Below are 25,108 nucleotides of genomic sequence, written 5' to 3'. Positions count from 1 at the left end.
CTTTTCCTTGGGCTGATATCAGCAGCAAAAGGAGAGGCTCCTATTTTTATAAGATGATAAACAAAAGAACAAGGGCAAGGCCAAACCGGTAATAAGCAAAGGTGGAAAGTTTCCATTTTTTCAAAAGAGAAAGGAATGTTTTAATCGCCAGCATACCGACACAGAAAGAAGTCAGAAGCCCGATTGCAAAATAAGGGATATCTTTGACGGACAAAATGTCTGCACTTTTCCATAGATCGAGAGCGGTAGCGCCGAACATAATAGGCACGGAGACAAGAAAAGTGAATTCAGCCGCTGCTGTATGACTGACTCTTGCAAGAAGTCCGCCTGAAATCGTGGAACCGGAACGAGAGAACCCTGGCCAAAGCGCTAAAATTTGAAACAGTCCAATCATAAATGCTTGCTTGTAGGTGATATCATCTACGGTTTGTGCTGTGGGTTTCCTGTGCCATTTCTCTGCTGCAATCATAAGCAGTCCGCCGGCAATGAGGCTGTAGACAACAGTAGTTGGACCAAATAAATATTGTTTTATTACATCACGAAACAGTACCGCAGTAATAGAAGCAGGCAGCATCGCTAGAAAGATGTGAAGCAGGTTCAGACGAGGCATCACACGATCACCAGGTTTGACGGTGAAAAAACCGACAAAGGTTCTCCAGTAAAGAACGACAACAGCAAGTACAGCTCCGAGCTGGACAACAACTTCGAACGTTTTGACATTTTCTTGATCCGTAGAGAGTCCGAGCAAGTGAGCTGTGATAATCATATGACCCGTCGAGGAAACAGGAAGAAACTCAGTCAGCCCTTCCACAATTCCCATTATAATGGATGAAAAAATATCCATTGCTTGTCCCCCTTCCCCATCAGTAAATTAGCAATCAGAGAAATTCCGTACTCATCAATATATAGTACTCAATAGTTTGTCCTGTAAGAACTAATGAAAACTGTATTTATTTGTCGATAATGACAATCTGAACATTACAATTTATGATAAAATAAGTAGTATAGATGTGTAAGCGCTTATATAGATCAGGGGTGTGTAGATTGCTGTCAAAGATTGTACGGCGTACGAATGATATGAAGCTTAAACATAAGCTTGTTATCAGCTATGTGCTTGTCGTCATGATTCCCGTACTCATCATTGGTGTAGGGGTGACCTACTATTTCAGACAGCAGGCGATGGATCAGGCAGTGCAGCAGGCAGAAAACAATGTAGAGCGTATCAAAAATCAGACCATGACGCTGCTTCGAGTACCTATGGATATTTCTAATCTGCTTTTGTTTAATAGCGAGATAAAAGAAATTGCGAACACGAAGTTTGAAAATATGCTAGAGCTGACGCGAAGTTATCGCTCTTTTACCTTGTTTAACGACTATATACAGCAATATAGAGAATTATATGGGATTCGCTTTTTCTCTTTTAACTCAACCTTAGTTAATAATTATGAATTTATACCCGTTGATACTCAGATAGAGAATGCTCCTTGGTTTCAGAAAGCAATGGAATCAACGAGTATTGGTTGGTTCTTTATTCCGAATTCAGAAGACTATCCGGCAGATACACTGAGTCTTGTGCGAGGCGTTCAATTTCCTGAATATCAGAGACGAGGCGTGCTCATGGTTCTCATTAACCGTGATGTACTCAATAATATGCTGAGCCAGGAACCTTTTAATACCATGATTGTAGACACTCAGGGGTATATTGTCGCTGCAAAAGATACGAAACTTGTAGGGTCTACTTTTGAGTCCCTTCATATGGGGGTTGATCTTCGATCTCAAAAGAAAGGGCTTATCGAAGCAAACGTGTATGATGAACCTTCGAATATTATTGTCGATGAAATGACCCCATCTTCGAGTATGAATGGGTTTCAAATCGTTTCTATTTTTTCGAAGGAAAGTATAGTAACCAACGCAAAGCAAATCAGTCTAATCGGGATGTTGTTTATTATTCTTGTGCTTTTTGTCGCGATGGCTCTTGTATACGTTATATCGCTGCTTACGACCAATCGTTTACTGCGTCTCAGCAGGCAGCTTAATCGATTAGCACTAGGAGATTTAAAGGTCGTATCGCAAGTAGATGGTAATGATGAGATTGGTCAATTATCTAGACAGTTTAATCATATGGTATCCAGTATTAATGGGCTTATGGAACAAGTCGTGGAGACAAGTGAGCAGAACAACCGACTTGCGATCGCACAAAAGGAAATTAAGCTTAAAATGATGGCTAGTCAAATCAATCCTCATTTTTTATTTAATGCACTAGAGTCTATTCGAATGAAAGCGCATATTAAAGGCGAAGCAGAGATTGCAAACATTGTGCGTTTACTAGGCAAACTCATCCGTAAAAATCTGGAAATTGGTAGTGGTAAAACAACCATTAAAGCAGAAATGGAAATCGTTCGATCTTATTTGCAAATTCAAAAGTTTCGTTATGAAGACCGTCTTGATTTTGAACTTACCATCCAGGAAGGAATAGAGAAAGAAAAAATACCGCCGCTTATTATTCAGCCGCTTGTAGAAAATGCGATTGTACACGGTCTCGAGAATCAAGAAGATGGGGTTAGAGTAGAGGTCTCTCTATATGAAGATAATGACCTTGTCCATTTTACAGTGCGAGATAATGGAGCGGGCATTCGCCCAGAACGGCTGAAGGAAGTAGTCACGTCGATAACAGGCTCTGATGAACAAGAGAAAAGTAGAATTGGTCTGCGGAATGTTCATCAGCGTCTAACCTTGTCCTATGGGGAAAAGCATGGTCTGATCATATCCAGTGAGTCCGGTAAAGGTACAAAAGTTCATTTTACGGTTCCTAAAGGAGGCAGCAAATAATGTATAGTGTATTAATAGTTGATGATGAACCTATGATTAGAGAAGGGCTCAAAACGATTATTAACTGGGAAGAAGAGGGCTATACGGTGATCGATACTGCTTCTAACGGAAGAGAAGCTATTGAAAAGCATCATCAGTTGAACCCGGACCTTACGATCCTAGACATCCGGATGCCAGGTCTTACTGGACTTGAAGTTATTGAACATCTGCGCAGTGAAGGGAAAAAGGGTCAATTTCTTATTTTAAGTGGACATGCAGATTTTGATTATGCCAAAAAAGCGATCAGTTTTGGTGTAGGCGGCTACTTATTAAAACCGGTAGATGAAGAAGAAATGGTGGAAGAACTGGAGCGTATTAAAGCACGTCTAGATAAAGAACAAAGTGTAAAGCAGCGCAATACGAATGAAGATTTTTTTTATCGTGAACATGTAATTGAGTCTATACTGCACGGTGGACAGGTGTGGGCAGCGGAAGATCTGAAAAAATATGATTTATACTGGCCTTCCTATCAGGTAGTCCTTATTGAAGTATTTAATGAGTCTTCTACTCACATGAGCGCAGAAATAAAGAAGGAAATGACAGACCTGCTTGCTTCATCGAAGAGCGGGATTGTTTTTACAGCGGGAAAGTACATTGGCTGTTTGCTTAATTCACCTCTGCTTACTAGTGATGAACGGCATCGCTTTTATATTGAAACGATTATGACTCTTAAAAGATTTTCAAGCCCTGTATATATAGCTGCCGGGACGGGTGTATTACATATGGAAGAAATAAAGACATCGTATGATGAAGCTGTACACCTACTTGAGGAGCGGTTCTTTTTTACCGAACAAACGGTTTTAATGAGAAATGAAGGTTATGGGCTAAGTATGCCTATCGAAGAGAGAGAAGAAGAATTGCAAGGACTAGACGAAAATAAAATCACGGATACACTTTACTATGCTTTAGACATACGAAGTAAAGATTTATTATCACGTGTCCTGGATCAATTCCAGCAGTGGGTGTTGACGGAGGACTACACGGAACATGAGATTAAGAACATGATTACTAAAATTGCTGCGGTTGCTTTGAACAAGCTTTCTCTAGTAAATTCCGAGACGAAACTCATTGCGACGGAACATACAGCTATGTTATCGGCATTATATCAGCAGCCCACGTTCGTTGCGCTTTTGGATACATTACAACTTCAATTTTCGGAACTGATTCAGCAGCTTGGTGTAAATAGTAAAGATACCGTAATCAAACAGATGATTGATTTTATTAAAAGGAATCCGGGGGATCACCTCAAGCTGGAGGTTCTTGCTGAAGTTTTTAATTACAATAGCAGCTATTTGGGAAAATTGTTCAAAAATTATACGGGTGAGTCTTTTAATGTGTTCTTAGATAAGGTTCGTATGGAGAAAGCAAAGTCACTTCTTGAAGAAGGGCAAAAAGTTCATCAAGTATCGGATCAAATCGGTTATGCTAACGTAGATTACTTCCATACCAAATTTAAAAAATATATGGGGATTTCTCCTTCTGCCTATCGAGATCAGCATAAACAGCGTCAAAAGTAGAGCATCGTTTCATACTCCCTCACGAAAACGTTTTTTGTTTTTAGTCATTCTGCACAATGAGAATTAGAAATATATCTAATTTTTATATGATTTTCTCTGAAATTCATTGGGTATTGATCTGCAATATCTTGGAGTATGATTATGTTATCAAACAGAGGAGGGGTTATTTTATGGAAACGCTAACAAAGCCCGCTTCCACGGATTCCGAGGCCTCCGCCGCGAAACAAGTTAAGCGAAAGTGGCCGAACGGTTTATGGAAAACTGTGAAAGATCAGAAATTTTTATTACTCATGTCCTTACCTTTTGTGATCTGGGTCTTCATATTTAATTACTTACCTCTTTGGGGCTGGACAATGGCCTTCCAGAATTACAAACCTGCCAAGACCTTTACGGAACAAAAATGGGTCGGATTTGAACACTTCATTGAATTGTTTAGTGATGAGCGGTTTTATCTAGTACTCAGAAATACACTGGCAATGAGTTTATTAGGACTTCTAGTAGGATTTATAGCCCCGATCTTCTTTGCAATCTTGTTGAATGAACTACGCGGTACGATCTTCAAAAGAAGCGTGCAAACCGTATCCTATTTGCCTCACTTTGTATCCTGGGTCGTTGTTGCTGGGATTGTAACAAAAATGCTTTCTACGGATGGCGGAATCGTAAATGATATTCTAATCGGATTAAATATTATTAATGAACCTATTCAGTTTATGGCGCAAGGGAATTTGTTCTGGTACATTGTAACCGCTTCCGATCTGTGGAAGGAAATGGGTTGGAACGCAATTATCTATTTAGCTGCAATTACGGGGATTTCTCAAGAATTATACGAAGCTTCAAGAGTGGATGGAGCAAGCCGCTGGAGACAAATGTGGCACATTACACTGCCGGGTATTCGATCAACCATTTCCGTATTGTTCATTATGTCCATCGGACACTTGATCAGTATCGGATATGAGAAACAGTTCCTCTTAGGAAACAGTCTGGTAACTGATTATTCAGAAGTACTTGATCTTTATGCGCTTAATTATGGTTTACAAATGGGCAGGTACTCATACGGTACAGCCATCGGCATATTCAATTCGGTTGTCAGCGTAATCTTGTTGTTCGTTGCAAACGGTCTCTTCAAGAAATTCACGAAAGAAAGCATCATGTAGAAAGGAGGAAATAACATGAGTGTTAAAGCTTTTAATGCGACAAAATCGGAGAAGGTATTTGATATTGCAAATTATATACTAATGGCAACGATCCTGACGGTAACCTTGTATCCCTTTTTGAATGTACTAGCCATTTCCTTGAACGATTCAACCGATACGGTTCGAGGGGGCATTTACTTATGGCCTCGAGAATTTACACTGGAAAATTACAAAACAATCTTTCAATATGATGGACTGATCCAGGGAGCCAAGATTTCATTTGCTAGAACGATTATAGGAACGTTTCTAGGACTGCTCAGCTCCTCAATGATTGCCTACACACTAAGTCGTCCTGATTTCAGAATCAAAAAATTTGTATCCACATTCCTTGCACTTACGATGTATTTCTCTGGTGGTTTGATTCCGGGATACATTCTGATGAAAGACTTGCATCTCATCGGCACATTCTGGATTTATATCTTGCCGATGATGGTCAGCGCGTTTAACGTGTTCGTTATCCGATCCTTTATTGACGGTTTGCCATATGCTCTTCAAGAATCAGCGAAACTTGATGGTGCAAATGACCTCACTATTTATTACAAAGTCATCCTGCCATTATGTAAGCCTGTACTTGCTACCATTGCATTGTTCCTCGCAGTAGGTCAGTGGAATGCTTGGTTTGATACGTATCTTTACAACGGTTCAAAACCTGAACTTACGACACTTCAGTATGAGCTGATGAAAGTTCTGCAAAGTACACAGCAAGGCGGATCTAATATTAATGCCAATGATCTGGCTCAACAAATGGCGCAAGTATCACCTGAATCCATTCGAATGGCAATTACGATTGTTGTCACTTTACCAATCCTGGTTGTATATCCATTCCTTCAAAAATACTTTGTTGGCGGTATGACACTAGGTGCAGTAAAAGCGTAATCGAAGTTCACTTATAAATTTACAATTGAACGAGTACTTTCTTTGGTATATACAGGGTGACCTGTTATGCATATATAAGTTACTTATATTAAGGGGGATTATGTCAAATGAAACATAAAGCGCCGAAAACAATAGCAATGTTGCTACTTGCCAGTACCATGCTGTTTACTGCTGCTTGTGGAAACACTAAAGGAGAGGAACCAACTACGGCGGATCCAGATTCAAACGCGCCGATTACGTTCAGCTTCTTTGGAGCAGATACAAGTCCATATTGGAATAAAATGCAAGATGCGGTAGGTAAGAAGATTACGGAAGCAACGGGCGTTACGATTAACGCAGAATATGATATTGCTAGTGGTGGCGGGGATGATAAAATTGCATTAATGGCTGCCAGCGGCGATTATCCTGATATGATCTTTCCTAAAGGAAACTTATCTAAACTAGTCGATGCAGGGGCTATGATTGACCTGACAGAACTTATTGAAGAGCATGCACCTAATATTAAAAAAATGTATGGCGAAGAAATGAATCGTTTGAAATATAGTAATGAGGATCAAGCGATCTATACGATTCCTACGAATGGATCTGTAGATCAACAGACTTTTGATAATACAGGCGGATTTGAACTGCAGCACCGTGTGGTAAAAGAACTCGGTTATCCTGAGATCAAAACAGTGGAGGATTTCGAGAACGCACTGCGTGAATACTACAAAGCGCATCCAACAACAGAAGACGGTCAGCCAACGATTCCACTTACCCTTAGTGCAGATGGATGGAGAAGTATGATCACAGTGACTAACCCTGCTGTTGCTGCTACAGGTGGACCTGATGATGGTGAATACTACATTAATCCAGAAACGTATGAAGCCATGCTTCATTACAAACGTCCAGAAGAAAAAGAATATTTCCGCTGGTTGAACAAAATGTATAACGAAGGTCTTCTCGACAAAGATACCTTTATTCAAAAAGAAGATCAATATAAAGCAAAAATCGCAAGTGGTCGTGTTCTTGGTTTGATCGATCAGGAGTGGGCTTACAATGATGCAGAAGTAGCATTAAAAAATGCAGGTAAAGACGAAATGACTTATGGTCATTATCCTGTAACGCTTACTCCCGAATTTAAACGTGCAGACTTCCAACCGGTTGGTTCCGATGGTTATGGTATCGGAATTACAGAAAACTGTGAAGATCCAGTTCGTGCAATTAAATTTTTAGACTGGATGGCTTCGGATGAAGCACAGGTACTTCGTAACTGGGGTGTTGAAGGAGAACACTATAATGTAGAAGACGGCGTTCGTGTGATTCCAGCTGATGTACAGGAACGTAAGAATAATGATAACGCAAACTTCACGAAAGAAAGCGGAATTGGGCTATACTTTGTCTTTGGTCCACACTATGGAGATGGTGTAAAAGATCCATCAGGCAACTACTACACTACGAATTTCCCTGAACAAATTGTAGCCAGTTATTCGGCAGGAGAAAAAGAAGCATTAAAAGGATACGGTATTTCTACTTGGAAAGAGCTGTTCCCAACGGAAGAGGATTTCGAAGTGAAAGAGTGGGGAGCGGCTTACAATATGCCAGTACCTTCTGACGGTAAATACCAAGTTATCTATCAAAAAACTCAAGATATCGTTCAAAAACGTGTTCCAGAAGCGATCGTTTCTACCACAGATAAATTTGATCAAGTCTATGACAACATGTTAGCTGAACTTGATAAAGCAGGCGCAGTAGAAATGGAGCAACAATATACAGAGTGGATTAAAGAAAGAGTAAGATTGTGGACAGGTAAAGACGTGAAATAAGATTTGTAAAGGAAAAGGGGATTCTGAAAGGTCCCCTTTTCTATAATAAATAACGGATTTTCATTCACCGATAGATGCGATCGAAGTATAACGAAAGCGTTCAAGGTATGAGTGGGAGCTACAATACATATAAAAATGATAATTAAAAATAGGTTTATCTTTTTTATATGTATTTCGAAAACGTTTTAGATATTTTTTGGTCTTTGTGTCAAAAAACGATAGTTACATAGGTTGTTGAACTAAAAAATGGAGGGAATTACATTGACAATTTTTCAGTTTCCAAGTGATTTTAAGTGGGGAACAGCAACGGCATCATACCAGATCGAAGGAGCAACGAAAGAGGATGGAAGAGGAATTTCTATCTGGGATACCTTTGCAAAGACGCCTGGAAAAGTTTTTAATGGCGACAACGGGGATGTAGCTTGTGACAGCTACCACAGATACGAAGAAGATATTGCTCTAATGAAGGAACTTGGTATTAAAACGTATCGGTTCTCTATAGCTTGGCCTCGTATTATCCCTGACGGGGACGGAGAGATTAATCAAAAGGGACTCGATTTTTATCATCGCTTTGTAGATAAATTGATTGAAAATGATATTGAACCCTTCTGTACTCTCTATCACTGGGATCTCCCGCAAGCTCTTCAAGATATCGGAGGTTGGGAGAACAGACGGACAGTAGATGCCTTTGTAAAATACTCTGAAGTCATGTTCCGTGAATTCGGTGGTAAAATCAAATATTGGCTTACATTTAATGAACCGTGGTGCATTGCTTTTCTATCTAACTTCATTGGCGCTCATGCCCCCGGGAATAGAGATTTACAAGTTTCTTTAAATGTAGGACACGGAATTTTAGTTGCTCATGGTAAGTCTGTACAAAAATTCCGTGAGCTCGGAATAGACGGCAAGATTGGTATCGCACCCAATATGGAGTGGGCAGTACCTTATAGCAAAAATGAAGCGGATCAGGCTGCAGCTGATCGACATATTGCTTGGTTTGCAGATTGGTTCCTAGATCCTGTATTTAAAGGGTCCTATCCACAGTTTATGCTGGACTGGTTTGAAGCGGCTGGAGCGAAGCCTGACATTCAGCCAGGGGATATGGAGACGATCTGTCAGCCAATCGATCATCTTGGTATCAACTATTACACGATGAGTGTGGATCGATATAATCCAGATGGTGGAATTCTGCAGATGGAGCCGCTCGATATGGGGCTTGTTCGTACCGATATAGGCTGGCCGGTTGAGTCACGCGGATTATATGAGGCGCTGCATCACTTGCAAAAATACGGCAATATAGATATCTACATTACCGAGAATGGTGCGTGCATTAATGATGGTGTGGAAAATGGAGAAGTGAAAGATTTTCGCCGAATTTCTTACTTGCAGCAGCATATAGCTCAAGTCCACCGTGCAATTAGTGACGGTATTAATCTAAAGGGGTATATGGCCTGGTCTCTCATGGACAATTTCGAATGGGCAGAAGGTTACCGGATGAGATTTGGTCTAGTGCATGTAGATTATCGTTCTTTGGTTCGCACCCCAAAAGAAAGCTTCTATTGGTATCAGAATGTAATTCGTAATAATTGGCTGGAAACGAAAGACGTGTTGAAATTGCAATCGTAGAATAACATTAATGATCGGGCCTGCGCTCCATTTAAGAGTGCAATATGTCACCATTCATAGCTTATAAGTTATAGAACCGCCGGAGATTCATTCTCTTAGGCGGTTTTTTTACTGTGGTCTTATAACACGAAAACCTTAAAAACACATTAAACGAAGTAAAGTCAACCACAAAAGTCATGATTAAAGATGTAAAAATAAGGGTAAAAACCTTAAAGTGTAAAAATAATGAACAAAGTTTGACTAAAATTTGAACAAATAGTGAACAATTTAGTGAAAGTATGATATATTAAATGTAGTAAGCACTTACAAATATTAGAAGGAGTTGAAAAATAATGATTTTTAATAAACCGGTACGTGTAAGCGACAACAAGGAGAATGATGCTCGTTTAACTCAGATGGTTTTTATGATGACGGTTATGGCTTGGGTAGCTCTCATCACTGGAGTTGTTATTTGTTTGTTTAACCTTCATGCTTTGACGAATAGTAATACAGGAATCATGGTGGGCATTGGATTCTTGGTAGGAAGCGTCTATATTTATTTTATTGGGAAAGCTATGGGTCTTCTTAATATTAGAAGAAATGAACGGGATACTGATTAAAGAAAATGAGTTCATCTGGGAAGAAGAGAAGAATTGATTCAAAAACATATTCTAAAGGTAAAAAACCTTAGTTAGTTGGCACCCACCGTGTCCAATGGCTAAGGTTTTTTGCGTTTAAAAATCAAGGGAGAAAATCATTTGTGAGAAAAGATTCACAAATGATATGATCAATTTCGACAAATTTGTTAACAAGACGTTTATGCCTGTTAATATCTGATATCTTTAGGTAGAAGATATTATAGTATCGTTTTGTAATAGCGCGTAAGGAGAGGGGATCAAGATGAACAAAAAACCTAGGTCGCTTTCCAAAATCATTATCGCTGTTGTCCTGTCACTTGTCACCATTGGTGTCATGGTATGGGCTATGTTTGCGGATGAAAGAGGAAGATACGTTGTTCTCGATCCGAAAGGACCGATCGGCGATGCACAAAGAGACTTAATCATTATTTCAACCATTTTGTGCGCGATCATTATTGTACCAACCTTAATACTCGTAGGTGTCATTGTATGGAAATACCGTGATACACCAGACAACAAATCAAAATACACACCTAATTGGTCGCACAATACGACTGCCGAAGTGATCTGGTGGGGGATTCCAATCCTTATCATTATCATTCTTGGTGCGGTTACTGTGCGGTACACCTATGCCACTGAGCCTTCAAAACCACTGGCATCGGACAAAGAGCCTATTACGATTCAGGCAGTCTCACTAGACTGGAAATGGCTGTTTATGTATCCGGATGAGGATATAGCAAGTGTGAATACACTTACGATTCCGGAAGATACACCAATTCGCTTTGAACTTACCTCAGATGCACCGATGAACTCGTTCTGGATACCTGAACTTGGCGGACAGATGTATACGATGTCCGGTATGGCTATGGTACTTCATCTGCAAGCGGATGAGCCTGGTGTTTATAAAGGTTCAGGTGCTAACTTCTCCGGGGAATACTTCCAAGAGATGAGATTTGATGTGAATGCAGTATCGGATGAAGAGTATGAAGCTTGGGTGAAAGAAGTAAAAGTCCAATCCGAGCCTCTTACCGAAGAATCTTATGAAGACCTTGTATTGCCAAGTGTCGAAGATGAACAATATTTCTCTGCAGTTCCAGATGAAATGTTCCAGAATATCGTTACGAAATATGTAGTTGATAAGAATGAAAATGCTTCTGAAGAAGCTGCAAAAGAATAAATGAATAGCTCGAAAGGAGGCCCTCATCCATGCTAAGTGAGTTTTGGGAGTTCCTGACTACTGAATTCCTCGTTACGGGTGACCCCCTCATTCTAGGGGCACAAGTTTCGATTGGTCTTGCATCGATTGCAATCATAGTCGGGCTCACCTACTTTAAAAAGTGGAAATGGCTCTGGAAAAACTGGTTAACTACGGTTGACCATAAGAAAATCGGTATCATGTATATTTTGGCGGCGATCCTAATGATGTTCCGCGGCGGGGTTGACGCCCTGATGATGAGATTCCAATTGGCCATGCCGAATATGGAATTCCTTCATGCGGACCACTATAATGCCGTATTTACAACGCACGGTACAATCATGATCCTGTTTATGGCCATGCCATTTATGTTCGGATTATTTAATATCGTTACACCGCTGCAAATTGGAGCGCGTGACGTTGCATTCCCTTATTTGAATGCACTGAGTTTTTGGTTATTCTTCTTAGGAGCTATGCTCTTTAACGTTTCATTTGTTATCGGGGGTTCACCAGCTGCAGGTTGGCTGAGTTATCCGCCTCTATCAGGACTACAGTTTAGTCCGGGGGTAGGACAGAACTTCTATATATGGGGTATCCAGATATCAGGTATCGGTTCCCTCGCAACGGGGATTAACTTCTTAGTAACCATTATTAAAATGCGTGCACCAGGTATGACTTGGATGAAAATGCCGATGTTCACTTGGTCCGTTTTTGCAACAAACATTATTATCTTGTTTGCATTCCCGATTTTGACGGTAACCTTGTTCCTTCTGTTTATGGACCGTTTTGCAGGAACTCACTTCTTCACACTGGATCTCGGGGGTAACCCGATGATGTACATCAACTTGATCTGGATGTGGGGTCACCCAGAGGTTTATATCGTAGTCTTACCGGCATTCGGTATCTTCTCCGAGGTTGTTGCTACGTTCTCGAGAAAGAAATTGTTTGGATATAAATCGATGGTATTCGCAATGCTGATTATCAGCGTATTGTCCTTCTTTACTTGGGTCCATCACTTCTTTACCATGGGCTCGGGCGCCGATGTCAACGCGTTCTTTGCGATAACGACAATGCTTATAGCTATCCCTACAGGGGTTAAAGTCTTTAACTGGCTGTTTACGATGTATCGCGGACGGATTCGCTTTACACTTCCAATGATGTGGACGATTGCCTTCTTCCCATGCTTTATTATCGGGGGGATGACAGGGGTAATGCTGTCGGTAGCGCCAGCAGACTTCCAGTTCCACAACAGTTACTTCCTGATCGCTCACTTCCACCAAGTACTTATCGGTGGCGTTGTGTTCGGTTACTTTGCAGGGATGTACTACTGGTGGCCTAAACTGTTCGGCTTTACATTACCGGATCGCTGGGGACACTGGGCATTCTGGACTTGGAACATTGGTTTCTACCTTACATTTATGCCGCAATATGCGCTGGGTCTGATGGGTATGACTCGTCGTCTAAGCACATATGGTTGGGATACAGGATGGATGCCGCTCAACCTCGTTTCTTCCGTCGGCGCATTCCTCATGGGTGCAGGTTTCTTGTTCCAGCTTCTGCAAATTGCAGATGGTATTCGTAAGCATAAAGAAAATAAAGTGGGAGCGGATCCTTGGGATGCACGTACCCTGGAATGGTCTATTCCGTCTCCTGTACCTGAATATAACTTTGCTATCGTACCTAAGGTTGACTCTGTTGACCAATTCTGGGAAGACAAACAGCGTAGAGCTAACCAACAGGCTGAAACACCGCCAGCATATGAACCGATTCATATGCCGAAAAACACAGGGATTCCGATTGTTATGGCAGTATTCTTCTTTATTGCTGGTTTTGGATTTGTGTGGGGCTGGTCTTGGATGTACATTCCGGGTCTCATCGGTGTAGCGGCATGTTTAGTTGCCCGCTCATTCCAGTACGATACGGATTATTACATTCCGGCTGAAGAAGTAAATCGTACCGAAACAGCCTTGAGGGGGTCGGTATAATGGCACATACAGTAACAAATCAACATTCAAATGCACATGATCACGATCATGGACATCATGATCCACAAGAACTGAAAATGCTCGGCTTCTGGTTGTTCTTGATTTCTGACCTTATCCTGTTTGCCGTATTCTTCGCGACATTTATCGTGCTGCGTGATAATACAGCAGGCGGACCTACGGGTGCTGAACTGTTTAAGATGCCAGGTGTTATTGCAGAAACATTTATCCTATTAACAAGTAGTTTTACAAGTGGTCTAGCAGTACTCGCGATGAACCGCGGTGATAAGAAAGGTTTGATATCCTGGCTTATCGTAACTGGGGTACTCGGACTCGCGTTCTTAGGACTTGAAATTTTCGAGTTTGTTGAAATGGTTCATGAAGGTGCTACGATTACAACAAGTGCTTTCACTGGTGCATTCTTTACCCTGGTAGGAACACACGGGGCTCACGTTACCTTTGGTCTCGTTTGGATGTTCGGACTCTTACTTCAACTCAAGAAACGCGGCATTACGTCTGTAACTCGCGGTAAAGTAATGGCACTTAGCCTGTTCTGGCACTTTTTGGACGTGGTATGGATCTTCTTGCTTACCGTCGTCTACTTGATGGGGGTGATGTAAGATGGCAGAGCAACATAACCATACACATGATTCTCATGAGAACCACGGGTCATTCAAATCTTACCTCATTGGATATTTGATTTCGATCGTGCTCACGATCATCCCGCTTGTGGTAGTTTTGAACGATATGTTCGATAAAACAGTAAACATGATCATTATTCTGATTATGGCAATATTGCAGTTTATTGTTCAGCTCTTCTTCTTTATGCATGTTCGTGAAGGAGAACCGGGTAAACCAAAATGGAATGTCATGGCTTTGATTCTTGGACTTTTATTGGTACTTACAATTGTTGTAGGTTCCATCTGGATCATGATGAACAACGCGGTTGCTCATTAATCAAAATGATTAACCTAAACACCTTGTCTGCTTTTTACCGAGCGGGCAAGGTGTTTTTTTATTTGCTTGGCGAAATGAAATCTGCTTACTAGCTGAATGGAAAGGAGGCAGGTTACACAAACTGTAGTATAAATTCAGGATGACCTTTGCTTTACGAAGATAGTCTTGTTATGATTACAGATGAACTTTTACAGATGTTAACTAACACATCTAGGATTGATATAAGAAGGGACGATTCCAATCATGACACAAACCGCGATTGCTCCATTAATTGACCATACATTACTTAAGGCTGATGCCCGCCGTGAAGATATTATTAAACTTGCAGAAGAGGCAAAAACATATGGATTTGCTTCTGTATGTGTGAATCCAGGATTTGTATCGACTGCTTATGAAGTGTTGAAAGATACACCGCAGGTAAAAGTATGTACAGTAATTGGGTTTCCCCTTGGAGCGACTACGTCAGAGGTCAAAGCCTATGAGACCAAGGATGCAATTGCTAACGGAGCTACCGAAGTAGATATGGTAATTAACATTAGCGAACTGAAAGACGGCAATGATGACTATGTTGCTGCCGATATCAAAGCTGTCGTTGATGCTGCCAAAGGAAAGGCTCTTACGAAAGTAATTATTGAGACTTGTCTGTTAACGGAGGAAGAGAAAGTACGTGCGTGCAAACTTGCAGTGCAGGCAGGAGCAGACTTTGTTAAAACATCAACCGGGTTCTCTACGGGCGGAGCAACCAAAGAAGACATTGCTCTTATGCGTAAGACAGTCGGTCCTAATGTTGGCGTAAAGGCATCCGGAGGAGTCCGGAGCGCTGAAGATGCACTAGTAATGATCGAAGCAGGAGCTTCCCGAATTGGGACAAGCGGCGGCGTAGCTATTGCAAAAGGTGAACGTTCTAACAGCAGCTACTAAAACCTCAGATCTAAAAATAACGTAGAAAACGACTCCTTTAGGGGTCGTTTTTTTTGTCTTCATTATTAAGATTTAGTGATTTATTTTATCTTTATTTAAAAAAGGTATACACAAATGAAACAAAATGAACTAATATAAACCTATATGAACCAAAATATTATATTATTCACTATGGAAAGGGTTGAAGAGAAATGCAAAACCGTTATGCGTCCCATCCCAATGAAGTGAAGAAATTTGATACAAAACGTTTACGTGAGGAGTTCCTGATCGAAGAGCTGTTTACTAAGGACGAACTCGTCACAGTGTACTCGCATGTAGATCGTTATATTGTAGGTTCCGCTGTTCCTGTATCCAAAGATATTAAACTTGAAGTTCCGCTGAAGGATATCGGTACGGACTTCTTCCTTGCTCGCCGTGAAGTTGGAATTATTAACATAGGCGGACATGGTACCGTGTCAGCTGATGGTGTGAGATACGAGGTAGGAGCAAAAGAATGCTTATATATCGGCTTAGGTGTAAAAGAAGTTATTTTCCATGCAGGAGCGGAGGAAGCACCGCAGTTTTATTTTGTATCTACACCGGCTCATCATGCTTATCCTACGGTAAAAGCTACACAAGAAGATGCAACACCAAGTCACCTTGGCAGCATTGAATCTTCAAATGAAAGAACGATTTACAAATACATTCATGAAGGCGGTATCAAAAGCTGTCAGTTAGTACTTGGGATTACAGAACTAGCTCCAGGGAATATGTGGAACACAATGCCTGCACATACCCACAATCGTCGTTCTGAAGTTTACTTGTATTTTAATCTGCCAGAGCAAGGTGCTGTTTTCCATATGATGGGGGAGCCGGATGAAACAAGACATCTCGTTGTTCGGCAAGGTCAGGCAATCATTTCTCCTAGTTGGTCCATCCATAGCGGTGTAGGAACAAGCAACTACACTTTCTGCTGGGCAATGGCCGGTGAGAACCAAACGTTCGATGATATGGACGGCGTTGCAATGACCGAGCTAAAATAGACGTAAGACAGAAATACAGATAGGAAGTTGAACCAATTATGAACTCAATGAAACGGCACGAAAAGATTATGGAAACGCTGCTTGCACAGAAAGAAGTTACAGTCAGTGAACTGAGCGAGAAGCTGGATGTAACAGGAAAGACGATTCGTGAGGATCTGGATAAGCTGGAATCAATGGGACTCCTGATGAGAGTACATGGCGGTGCGATGCTGGCTCAGAAGGATCAGTATGGTATTCTCACCAGCAGAGGGGCGCTGGAGAAGCATAACTCGGAGAAAATAGAGATTGCGGAGCGGGCAATCACTTATATTACACCGGGAGATATTATCGCTCTAGACGGCGGCAGTACAACGCTCGAGATTGCTAGACTGCTGCCTAATGAACCCCTTACCGTGATTACAAACGATCTATTTATCATTGCAGAGCTCACCAAAAAAGACCAAATCCGCCTCGTTGTACCTGGGGGATCGCGAGTAAGAAATATGCTGGTTAGTGAAGATACGGAGCATTTTATTAGAAATCTGAACATCCACAAGGCATTTATTTCTACTACGGCTCTTCATCCAGAGTTTGGTTTTTCGATCTATACCGGTGATCTGGTCCCATTAAAAAGAGCACTCATTCAAACTGCACAGCATGTCTATGCGGTTGTTGATCATTATAAATTCGGGAATTTTGCCCTTCGTACATTTGCACAGCTACCGGAGGTTCATAAGGTAATCAGTGATCGTGCTCTAGATGAGAGCATACTGGCTCCTTATAAAGATGCAGGGATATCCATCGATTATTAACTTGCAGGAGGCGGGAAAGATGAGTATTTTTGACTTGAGCGGAAAAGTAGCATTGGTTACCGGAACAACCGGCGGCCTGGGACAAGGCATGGCACTGGGGCTTGCTGAGGCAGGAGCAGATATTGTTGCGGTTTCGAACACTTTGCCTACAGAGACTGTACAGGCCATTGAAGCCCTTGGACGTAAGGCGATATCTATTCAAGCAGATTTAAGTATAGAGGAAGAGCTGGCTGGTGTTTTTGAAGAGGCTCTTGGTTTCCAAGGGAAAATAGATATCCTTGTTAACAATGCAGGGATCATTCGGCGCACACCGGCTGCGGATCACGCAGCTTCAGATTGGCACGACGTAATCGACTTGAACCTAAACACCGTGTTTTTCCTTAGTCAACTTGCAGGCCGGCATATGATTGAACGGGGAAGCGGTAAGATTATCAGCATTGCTTCTATGCTTTCCTATCAAGGCGGAATCAACGTTCCTGGATATACGGCGAGTAAACATGCAGTAGCTGGACTGACAAAGGCTTTGGCGAATGAATGGGCCGGAAAAGGGATCCAAGTCAACGCGATTGCTCCCGGCTATATGGTTACAAGCAATACGCAGCAGATTCGAGAAGATGAAAATCGGTATAAAGATATAACAGCACGGATTCCGGCTGGTCGCTGGGGAACCCCAGACGATCTAAAAGGTCCTGTTGTATTTCTCGCATCGGATGCATCTGATTATTTGAATGGTCATGTACTGAATGTAGATGGGGGCTGGCTTGCTCGCTAGCATTTCTCGCCTAAAGGAGGATTACGAGAATGAAACTTGGAGTACTGGCTCATACCTTCGGTAAACAGAAAACAGCAGATCTAGCCCGCCGTATTGCGGGCAGCGGATTTACTTCTGTTCAGCTCGCACTTTCTAAAGCGCTTTCTGATATCGATTCATCGAACGGGAAGCTGAGCCCAGGACTTGCTCATTGGGTGGGCGAACAATTTGATAATGAAGGAATTCGCATTGCCGTTCTTGGATGCTATATTGATCCTGTTCATCCTGATCCGGAAGCAAGAAAGCTTGAACTCGCTAGGTTTAAGGAGCATTTGCGGTATGCCCGTGATTTTGGTTGCAGCATCGTGGCAACGGAAACAGGAAGTCTCACGACTTACCAAGGATCGCATCCCGAATCTTATGAGGAGCAAGGGTACCTTGTACTGCGTGATTCAGTGATGGAGCTGGCAGAAGAGGCAGATCGATGGGGCGTAAATATAGCCATTGAACCTGTTTCTGTGCACACAATGCACACCACAGAGCATATGCAGCGTCTTTTTGAGGAGATTCCGAACTCCAGTGTTGGCCTGCTGTTCGATCCATGTAACCTGATGAAGTTAGAGCATGTCGTGAATCAGGCCGATTTCTTGAAAGATGTCTTCGATAAGTTATTTGATCGTATGATTGCGATTCATGCCAAAGATGTTGCTTTTGATGTAAACGGTAAAAAATATAATCCGCTGCCTGGTGAAGGTATCCTTGATTATCCTTTGTTTTTTCAACTGCTCAAAACCTATAAACCTCACATCGATATCTCTCTCGAAGGGGTAACGGCAGAGCAAGCAGATGATGCAGCCGCCTATCTGCGCCGGTTGTGGCATGCAGGGCAATAACCTATCGTGAAATTCAGAGAACACCTTTCATTCGTAACTCAATGATAGGTGTTTTTTTTATATAATTTATTCGTGATTCGGTTTTATTATAATATTTATAGGAAAACTCGGATTTAATTCTTTTCAAAAGGTTCAAGTTGTGAGAGAATATGGAAAATGCGAGGTAGCCATCTCGTTAAGGAGGAATAAGTAATATGTCAAATGACAAAAAGGATTTTGCTTTTGAAACGCTCGCTGTACACGCAGGTCAGGAAATTGATCCTACGACCTTATCTAGAGCGGTTCCTTTGTATCAGACGACTTCTTATGGATTCCGTGATAGTGAGCATGCGGCTAATTTATTTTCCCTTCAAGAATTCGGAAATATTTATACAAGAATCACTAATCCTACAACGGATGTGTTCGAGAAGCGGATTGCCGCTCTTGAAGGCGGGGCAGGAGCGCTTGCCACAGCTTCAGGTCAAGCTGCAATTACCTTTTCTATCCTAAATATTGCGGGCAGTGGGGATGAAATCGTATCTTCTTCCAGCCTATATGGCGGTACGTATAATCTATTTTCTAATACACTGAAGAAGCTTGGGATTACCGTTCATTTTGTAGATTCTACAGATCCTGAAAACTTTCGAGCCGCGATTACAGATAAGACAAAAGCCATCTATGCAGAGACCATTGGAAACCCGCAAGGGAATGTACTTGATATTGAAGCGGTCGCAGAGATTGCACATAATAGTGGAATACCTCTCATCGTAGATAATACGTTCCCAAGTCCATACCTATTAAGACCTATTGAACATGGAGCTGATATCGTGGTTCATTCAGCTACCAAATTCATAGGCGGACACGGTACTTCTATTGGGGGAGTAATTGTTGATGGCGGGAAGTTTGATTGGAGTGCGAGCGGCAAATTCCCTGGTCTGACAGAACCGGATCCAAGTTATCATGGGTTAAAATATACAGAGGCGGTAGGAGAGCTAGCCTACATTATAAAAGCCAGAGTCCAGTTGCTTCGTGATTTGGGGTCGAGTATCGCACCCTTTAATTCATGGTTATTACTGCAGGGACTTGAGACCCTTCATCTCCGTCTCGAACGCCACAGTTCCAATGCACTGCAAGTAGCTGAATATTTAGAAAGCCATCCAGATGTAGAGTGGGTAAGCTATGCAGGATTACCGAGCCATCCTTCCTATTCGCTTGCACAGAAATACCTGCCTAGAGGGCAGGGAGCCATTCTTACCTTTGGTATTAAAGGCGGAGCAGAGGCAGGGGCAAAGTTAATCGAAAATGTACAGTTGTTCTCCCACTTAGCGAATGTAGGAGATTCAAAGTCACTTATTATTCACCCAGCAAGTACAACACATCAGCAGTTAAGCGAGGATGAACAGAAGGCAGCCGGGGTACATCCAGAGTTGCTTCGTCTATCGGTTGGTACAGAGAATATCCAGGATATATTGCAAGATCTTGAACAGGCCATTGCCGCGAGTCAGCAAACAGCTGTATCCCGTATTTAAACCAAAGTTATAGTCATTATTGAATAGATGAGTGAGCACCCTAATGGGGTGCTTTTTTTTGTTCATAAATGAATTCTAAATTCAGCTCATTACTTAACAAAACTTTGTTTACAACTTCAGGAATCTGGAATATAATAATAAAAAAGTTGCATTAGATAAAAACAATTGTACTGATGCAATATTGATTATCATTCTCAGCAATAATAGAAGAATAATTCAACTCAATAGTCGATAAATCCATGCTGCTTCGGGCCTCCCGAAGCAGCATGTGCCATTTTAAGGGCACTAACAATGGATCTCATTCTCAATTAGCCGACCGAAAGTGACAATAAAAAAGAGAGGGAAGTGATCAGCATGGACGCAATAAATAAGAGATTAAATACGGTTACACAAGTGAAAGGAAATTCTGCTGCTCCTCAGCCAGGGCGCAAACGAGGTCCGAATTTTAAAATGATGCTTCAAAACAAAGAGATGCAGGCAGCGCTTGGCAGCGGGGTGATGATGCTCGTTGCATGGGGAGTTTCCGGCAGTCATGAATTTCTGTCCATTCTGCTGTATATTGCAGCTTACACGATCGGTGGATGGACCAAAGCAAAAGAAGGGGTAGCGACGCTGGTTAAGGAGCGGGATTTAGATGTAAACCTGCTTATGATTGCAGCGGCCGTTGGTGCAGCAACGATTGGTTACTGGAATGAGGGAGCTATGCTCATCTTCATTTTTGCACTGAGTGGAGCCCTTGAGAGTTATACAACAGAACGCAGTCATAAGGATATTTCATCCCTTATTTCATTGAAGCCGGAAACGGCGCTGCGAATCGATAATGGAACTATGGAGCTTGTCCAGGCGGAAGAACTTGTGCCAGGAGATTTAATTTTAGTGAAACCTGGAGAACTAATGCCTTCGGATGGCCGAATCTATAAAGGATATTCTGCTGTAAATCAATCCTCCATTACAGGAGAATCTACACCGGTAGAAAAAACAACCGGAGATGAAGTTTTTGCAGGAACGATGAATGGAGAAGGTGCACTGTACATTGAGGTGACTCAGCGGGCCGAGAATTCACTTTTTTCAAAGATTATTAAGTTAGTAGAAGAAGCACAAAGCGAAGTTCCCGCATCTCAGCGATTTATAGAGAAGTTTGAAGGAATATATGCCAAGTTCATTGTAGCGATTACGCTTGTTATCATTGGGGCACTTCCCCTCCTGTTTGGCTGGACCTGGGGAGATTCATTCTACAAAGCATGTGTATTTCTTGTCGTAGCTTCTCCCTGTGCGCTGGTAGCTTCGATCATGCCAGTGATGCTCTCTTCCATCTCAAGCAGTGCAAGGAGAGGACTTCTCTTTAAAGGCGGAGCACATGTGGAAAATATGGCTAAAACGGCTGTTGTTGCTTTTGATAAGACAGGTACGCTTACACGGGGAGTTCCCGAAGTAACTGACTTGTATCCAGCAGAAGGTTATGACGAAATGCAGTTGCTTGCTGTCTCTGCTGCCATTGAAAGCCAGTCTATGCATCCCCTCGCAGAAGCGATTGTAAATAAGGCACGCATATCAGGAGCTGAAATTCTTGAGGCTGATGAAGTTCAGTCCATCACAGGGTGGGGACTTGAAGGAATCGTAAACGGTGTGAAATGGAGTATCGGTAAGACGGATAGGCTCGATCAGGGAGAGGTTGATTCGTTCTGGGTTCATACGAGAGCATCCCTGGAGCAAGAAGGAAAAACAGTATCCGTCATTATGCGAGGTGACGACATAGCCGGGATCATTGCGATGCGTGATACGGTACGTCCACAGGCAGCGGATGCGGTGAAACGATTGCAACAATTAGGAGTCAAGGTCGCTATGCTGACAGGGGATCGCCAAGGCACCGCGGACGTTATAGCAGAAGAGACGGGTGTAGATTTTGTCTATGCTGAACTCTTGCCACAGCAAAAAGTAGAACAGGTACGTAAGCTCCGTGAAACCTATGGTCATGTAGTTATGGTTGGAGATGGAGTGAATGATGCACCAGCTCTAGCTGCAGCTACAGTAGGGATGGGGATGGGCATGTCTGGAAGCGGAACGGCTATCGAAGTAGCTGATGTGGTCCTGATGAATGACAATATTGAAGAGATCGCTTGGAGTATTAAGCAGTCTAGAAGAGCAGCGAGAGTAGTGAAACAAAATATTGTTTTTGCTATTTCCGTAATTACGCTGCTTATTGCAGGTAACTTCCTCACCGAGGTCGCTTTACCCTTTGGAGTTATTGGTCATGAAGGCAGTACGATTTTAGTTATTCTAAATGGGTTGCGATTATTAAAATAACGCGGTAGAGCAAAACAGATAAGATACGAGAAAAAGTAGATCGGAAAAATAAAAAGCGTCGTGAAAACGACGCTTTTTGCTGTAAAGTGCAGGTTATTTTCGTAGTAGATGCATCTAGAAAATCTCAGTAAGGGTAATCATCGTGATGAGACCTAGAAGGAAAGAGATCGTAGCTACACGCTGGTTACCGTCTCCGTGACTTTCAGGGATTAGTTCTTTGTACACAATAAACATCATTGCTCCTGCAGCAAAGGCAAGACCGTAAGGAACAAGACCATCAACTACACTGCTTAGCGAGTATCCAATAAACGCCGTAATAATCTCGACTGCTCCCGTTAACGTAGCAATACCGAGCGCTTTAAATCGGCCGATGTTTTGATTCACTAGGAACAGGGCTACAAGAAATCCTTCAGGCGCATTTTGCAGACCAATCGACAAGGCAATCAGATTACCTAGACTGTCGTCTGAACTTGCATAACTTACCCCAACGGACAGTCCCTCTGGAAGATTGTGCATCGTGATCGCAGCAATGATAAGGAAAGCCTTGCCTTCAATATTAAATGGCCGTGATTCCGGATTCTCTAAATCGATATGCGGAATATACCTCTCTAAGATGAGCAACACACAGCTTCCTGCCATGATTCCAATGGATAGGATAATAAGATTCGATTGGCTGAGAGCCTCAGGGATAAGACTGTACATGGATGCCGATGTCATGATTCCGGCAGCATAAGCGAGCAAAATATCTCGCAGCCGGTGAGTTACCTTTGTCATAAATAGAATCGGGATTGCCCCAAGTCCGGTAGACAAGGCAGAGATAATACTTCCAATCATTGCTTCTGTCATAAACTTTCGAATACCTCCTCTTGTTGTCTTTCTATTTAGATCAGGATTAAGGCGGGCAAAGAGCATTGACAGCGACTTTGAAAATGATCATAATTAAATCTAGATTAGAATTATTATAAATTATGTATTCCTTTTCCGTAAAGTTTACTTATAACATGAACGGGTAAAGCAATTCATTATATTATTTCCCATTCGTGAATGGATGACAAGCGTTGATGTGTTATAAGTTGTCTTCCAGGCGAGTAAGGTAATAACTTATTGTATGCTTGTTCGCCCCTGGTTCATTCGAAGTTCATTTACTTTAGTGTTTGCGGAAGAAATCGGGAGGTAAAGTGAATGTATAAATCAGTTATTATCGGAACAGGTCCAGCCGGCCTGACTGCTGCAATTTATTTGGCACGTGCCAATTTGAAACCACTTGTAATTGAAGGTCCAGAACCGGGAGGCCAACTCACAACAACAACCGAAGTAGAAAATTTCCCTGGTTTCCCTGATGGTATTATGGGGCCTGAACTTATGGATAATATGCGCAAACAGGCGGAGCGCTTTGGTGCAGAATTCCGTACTGGATGGGTTAATAGTATTGATATGGTAGAGCGTCCTTTTAAAATTCAGGTCGAAGGACAAGACGAAATTGTTTCCGAGACGGTTATTATTTCGACAGGAGCTTCTGCTAAATACCTCGGTATTCCTGGAGAACAAGAAAACGTAGGTTATGGTGTAAGTACTTGTGCAACATGCGATGGATTCTTTTTCCGCGGTAAAGAAATTATCGTAATCGGCGGCGGCGATTCTGCGTTGGAAGAAGCAAACTTCCTGACTCGTTTCGCGTCTAAAGTAACACTCGTGCATCGCCGTGAAGAACTTCGTGCTTCAAAAATTATGCAGGACCGTGCTCGCGATAATGAAAAAATCGAATGGGCACTGAATCGCACACCTGTTGAGATCCTTGCAGGTGAAAATGGAAGCGGAGTAAAAGGCTTAAAAGTGCTTAACAATGCTACCGGCGAAGAAGAAATTATTGAAGCGAGCGGTGTATTTGTTGCCATTGGTCATAATCCAAACACAGCGTTCCTGGGTGGTCAACTGACTACGGATGCAAACGGATATATTGTTGTTAACCCTGGCACGAGTGAAACGAATGTACCTGGCGTATTCGCTTGCGGAGATGTTCAGGATACGCGTTACAGACAAGCGATTACAGCTGCAGGCAGTGGATGTAAAGCAGCGATGGATACGGAAAGATTCATCGAAAGTCTTGAGCACAGCGCAGTAACGAATTAGTACCTGAATCAATTTCATAACTCATTAAATTTATGAAATTGATTCGCCTAGTTTATATATTCAGATTACCGTAAATAAGTGAATAGAATTTTTACTAATTTTATTCAGTTGAGGTAATGCAATGGAAGCTTAAAGCCGCATCCTTTATGGAT

General features: G+C 42.0%; 21 protein-coding genes. 19 read left to right on the top strand and 2 right to left on the bottom strand.

Going from position 1 to position 25,108, the window contains the following annotated elements:
• Window positions 1–46 precede the first annotated feature (46 nt).
• Complete coding sequence (bacA, locus tag KJS58_RS18580) at window positions 47–844, bottom strand: undecaprenyl-diphosphate phosphatase (protein WP_213534728.1); 798 nt, start codon at window positions 842–844, stop codon at window positions 47–49.
• 191 nt (window positions 845–1,035) lie between these two features.
• On the opposite strand from bacA, the gene KJS58_RS18575 reads away from it, so the two are divergent.
• The 18 genes from KJS58_RS18575 (at window position 1,036) to KJS58_RS18490 (ending at window position 22,826) form a co-directional block, all read left to right on the top strand.
• Window positions 1,036–2,829 (top strand): cache domain-containing sensor histidine kinase, encoded by a 1,794-nt coding sequence (locus KJS58_RS18575; protein WP_374705834.1) that lies wholly within the window; start codon window positions 1,036–1,038, stop codon window positions 2,827–2,829.
• Entirely contained in the window at window positions 2,829–4,385 is a 1,557-nt protein-coding gene (locus tag KJS58_RS18570) for a response regulator transcription factor (RefSeq protein ID WP_213534724.1), read from the top strand. Before KJS58_RS18575 ends, KJS58_RS18570 begins: the two co-directional genes overlap by 1 nt.
• A 170-nt stretch (window positions 4,386–4,555) precedes the next feature.
• Window positions 4,556–5,539, top strand: a complete 984-nt coding sequence (locus KJS58_RS18565; RefSeq protein WP_213534722.1) for an ABC transporter permease — start codon at window positions 4,556–4,558, stop codon at window positions 5,537–5,539.
• A gap of 15 nt (window positions 5,540–5,554) precedes the next feature.
• Complete coding sequence (locus KJS58_RS18560) at window positions 5,555–6,454, top strand: carbohydrate ABC transporter permease (protein ID WP_213534720.1); 900 nt, start codon at window positions 5,555–5,557, stop codon at window positions 6,452–6,454.
• A 107-nt stretch (window positions 6,455–6,561) separates the two neighbouring features.
• A complete protein-coding gene (locus KJS58_RS18555) occupies window positions 6,562–8,259 on the top strand; it encodes an ABC transporter substrate-binding protein (RefSeq protein ID WP_213534718.1) in 1,698 nt (565 codons plus the stop codon).
• Between the two features lie 261 nt (window positions 8,260–8,520).
• Window positions 8,521–9,885: a GH1 family beta-glucosidase gene (locus KJS58_RS18550; protein ID WP_213534716.1), complete on the top strand. Its 1,365-nt coding sequence runs from the start codon at window positions 8,521–8,523 to the stop codon at window positions 9,883–9,885.
• 332 nt (window positions 9,886–10,217) lie between these two features.
• Window positions 10,218–10,484, top strand: a complete 267-nt coding sequence (locus KJS58_RS18545; protein WP_249717620.1) for a hypothetical protein — start codon at window positions 10,218–10,220, stop codon at window positions 10,482–10,484.
• A 280-nt stretch (window positions 10,485–10,764) separates the two neighbouring features.
• Window positions 10,765–11,679, top strand: coding sequence for a cytochrome aa3 quinol oxidase subunit II (gene qoxA / locus KJS58_RS18540; RefSeq protein ID WP_213534715.1), 915 nt, complete (start codon window positions 10,765–10,767; stop codon window positions 11,677–11,679).
• A gap of 29 nt (window positions 11,680–11,708) precedes the next feature.
• Window positions 11,709–13,682 carry a cbb3-type cytochrome c oxidase subunit I gene (locus KJS58_RS18535; protein ID WP_213534713.1) on the top strand — a complete coding sequence of 658 codons (1,974 nt, stop codon included), beginning with the start codon at window positions 11,709–11,711 and terminating at the stop codon, window positions 13,680–13,682.
• Window positions 13,682–14,299, top strand: a complete 618-nt coding sequence (cyoC, locus tag KJS58_RS18530; protein ID WP_213534711.1) for a cytochrome o ubiquinol oxidase subunit III — start codon at window positions 13,682–13,684, stop codon at window positions 14,297–14,299. Before KJS58_RS18535 ends, cyoC begins: the two co-directional genes overlap by 1 nt.
• Before the next feature lies 1 nt (window position 14,300).
• On the top strand, window positions 14,301–14,636 hold the full coding sequence (gene cyoD / locus KJS58_RS18525) for a cytochrome o ubiquinol oxidase subunit IV (protein ID WP_191803969.1): 336 nt from the start codon (window positions 14,301–14,303) through the stop codon (window positions 14,634–14,636).
• Between the two features lie 243 nt (window positions 14,637–14,879).
• Window positions 14,880–15,557 (top strand): deoxyribose-phosphate aldolase, encoded by a 678-nt coding sequence (deoC, locus tag KJS58_RS18520; RefSeq protein ID WP_213534709.1) that lies wholly within the window; start codon window positions 14,880–14,882, stop codon window positions 15,555–15,557.
• A 191-nt stretch (window positions 15,558–15,748) separates the two neighbouring features.
• A complete protein-coding gene (kduI, locus tag KJS58_RS18515; RefSeq protein WP_213534707.1) occupies window positions 15,749–16,579 on the top strand; it encodes a 5-dehydro-4-deoxy-D-glucuronate isomerase in 831 nt (276 codons plus the stop codon).
• A 38-nt stretch (window positions 16,580–16,617) separates the two neighbouring features.
• Window positions 16,618–17,370 carry a DeoR/GlpR family DNA-binding transcription regulator gene (locus tag KJS58_RS18510; RefSeq protein WP_213534705.1) on the top strand — a complete coding sequence of 251 codons (753 nt, stop codon included), beginning with the start codon at window positions 16,618–16,620 and terminating at the stop codon, window positions 17,368–17,370.
• Between the two features lie 19 nt (window positions 17,371–17,389).
• Complete coding sequence (gene kduD, locus KJS58_RS18505) at window positions 17,390–18,142, top strand: 2-dehydro-3-deoxy-D-gluconate 5-dehydrogenase KduD (protein ID WP_213534703.1); 753 nt, start codon at window positions 17,390–17,392, stop codon at window positions 18,140–18,142.
• Window positions 18,143–18,171: 29 nt separating this feature from the next.
• A complete protein-coding gene (locus tag KJS58_RS18500) occupies window positions 18,172–19,014 on the top strand; it encodes a sugar phosphate isomerase/epimerase family protein (RefSeq protein ID WP_213534701.1) in 843 nt (280 codons plus the stop codon).
• Between the two features lie 194 nt (window positions 19,015–19,208).
• Window positions 19,209–20,522 carry a homocysteine synthase gene (locus KJS58_RS18495; RefSeq protein WP_213534699.1) on the top strand — a complete coding sequence of 438 codons (1,314 nt, stop codon included), beginning with the start codon at window positions 19,209–19,211 and terminating at the stop codon, window positions 20,520–20,522.
• A gap of 354 nt (window positions 20,523–20,876) precedes the next feature.
• Window positions 20,877–22,826, top strand: a complete 1,950-nt coding sequence (locus tag KJS58_RS18490) for a heavy metal translocating P-type ATPase (protein ID WP_213534697.1) — start codon at window positions 20,877–20,879, stop codon at window positions 22,824–22,826.
• Window positions 22,827–22,940: 114 nt separating this feature from the next.
• Here the strand turns inward: KJS58_RS18490 and KJS58_RS18485 are convergent, their stop codons facing one another.
• Window positions 22,941–23,672, bottom strand: coding sequence for a ZIP family metal transporter (locus KJS58_RS18485; protein ID WP_213534695.1), 732 nt, complete (start codon window positions 23,670–23,672; stop codon window positions 22,941–22,943).
• Between the two features lie 336 nt (window positions 23,673–24,008).
• Here KJS58_RS18485 and trxB point away from each other — a divergent pair, with 336 nt between their 5' ends.
• Complete coding sequence (trxB, locus tag KJS58_RS18480) at window positions 24,009–24,956, top strand: thioredoxin-disulfide reductase (protein WP_213534693.1); 948 nt, start codon at window positions 24,009–24,011, stop codon at window positions 24,954–24,956.
• The last annotated feature ends 152 nt before the right edge of the window (window positions 24,957–25,108 follow it).

The sequence above is a fragment of the Paenibacillus sp. J45TS6 genome (genome assembly GCF_018403285.1).
Taxonomy (GTDB): Bacteria; Bacillota; Bacilli; order Paenibacillales; family Paenibacillaceae; genus Paenibacillus.
This window is presented reverse-complemented; position numbering and strand designations above follow the sequence as displayed.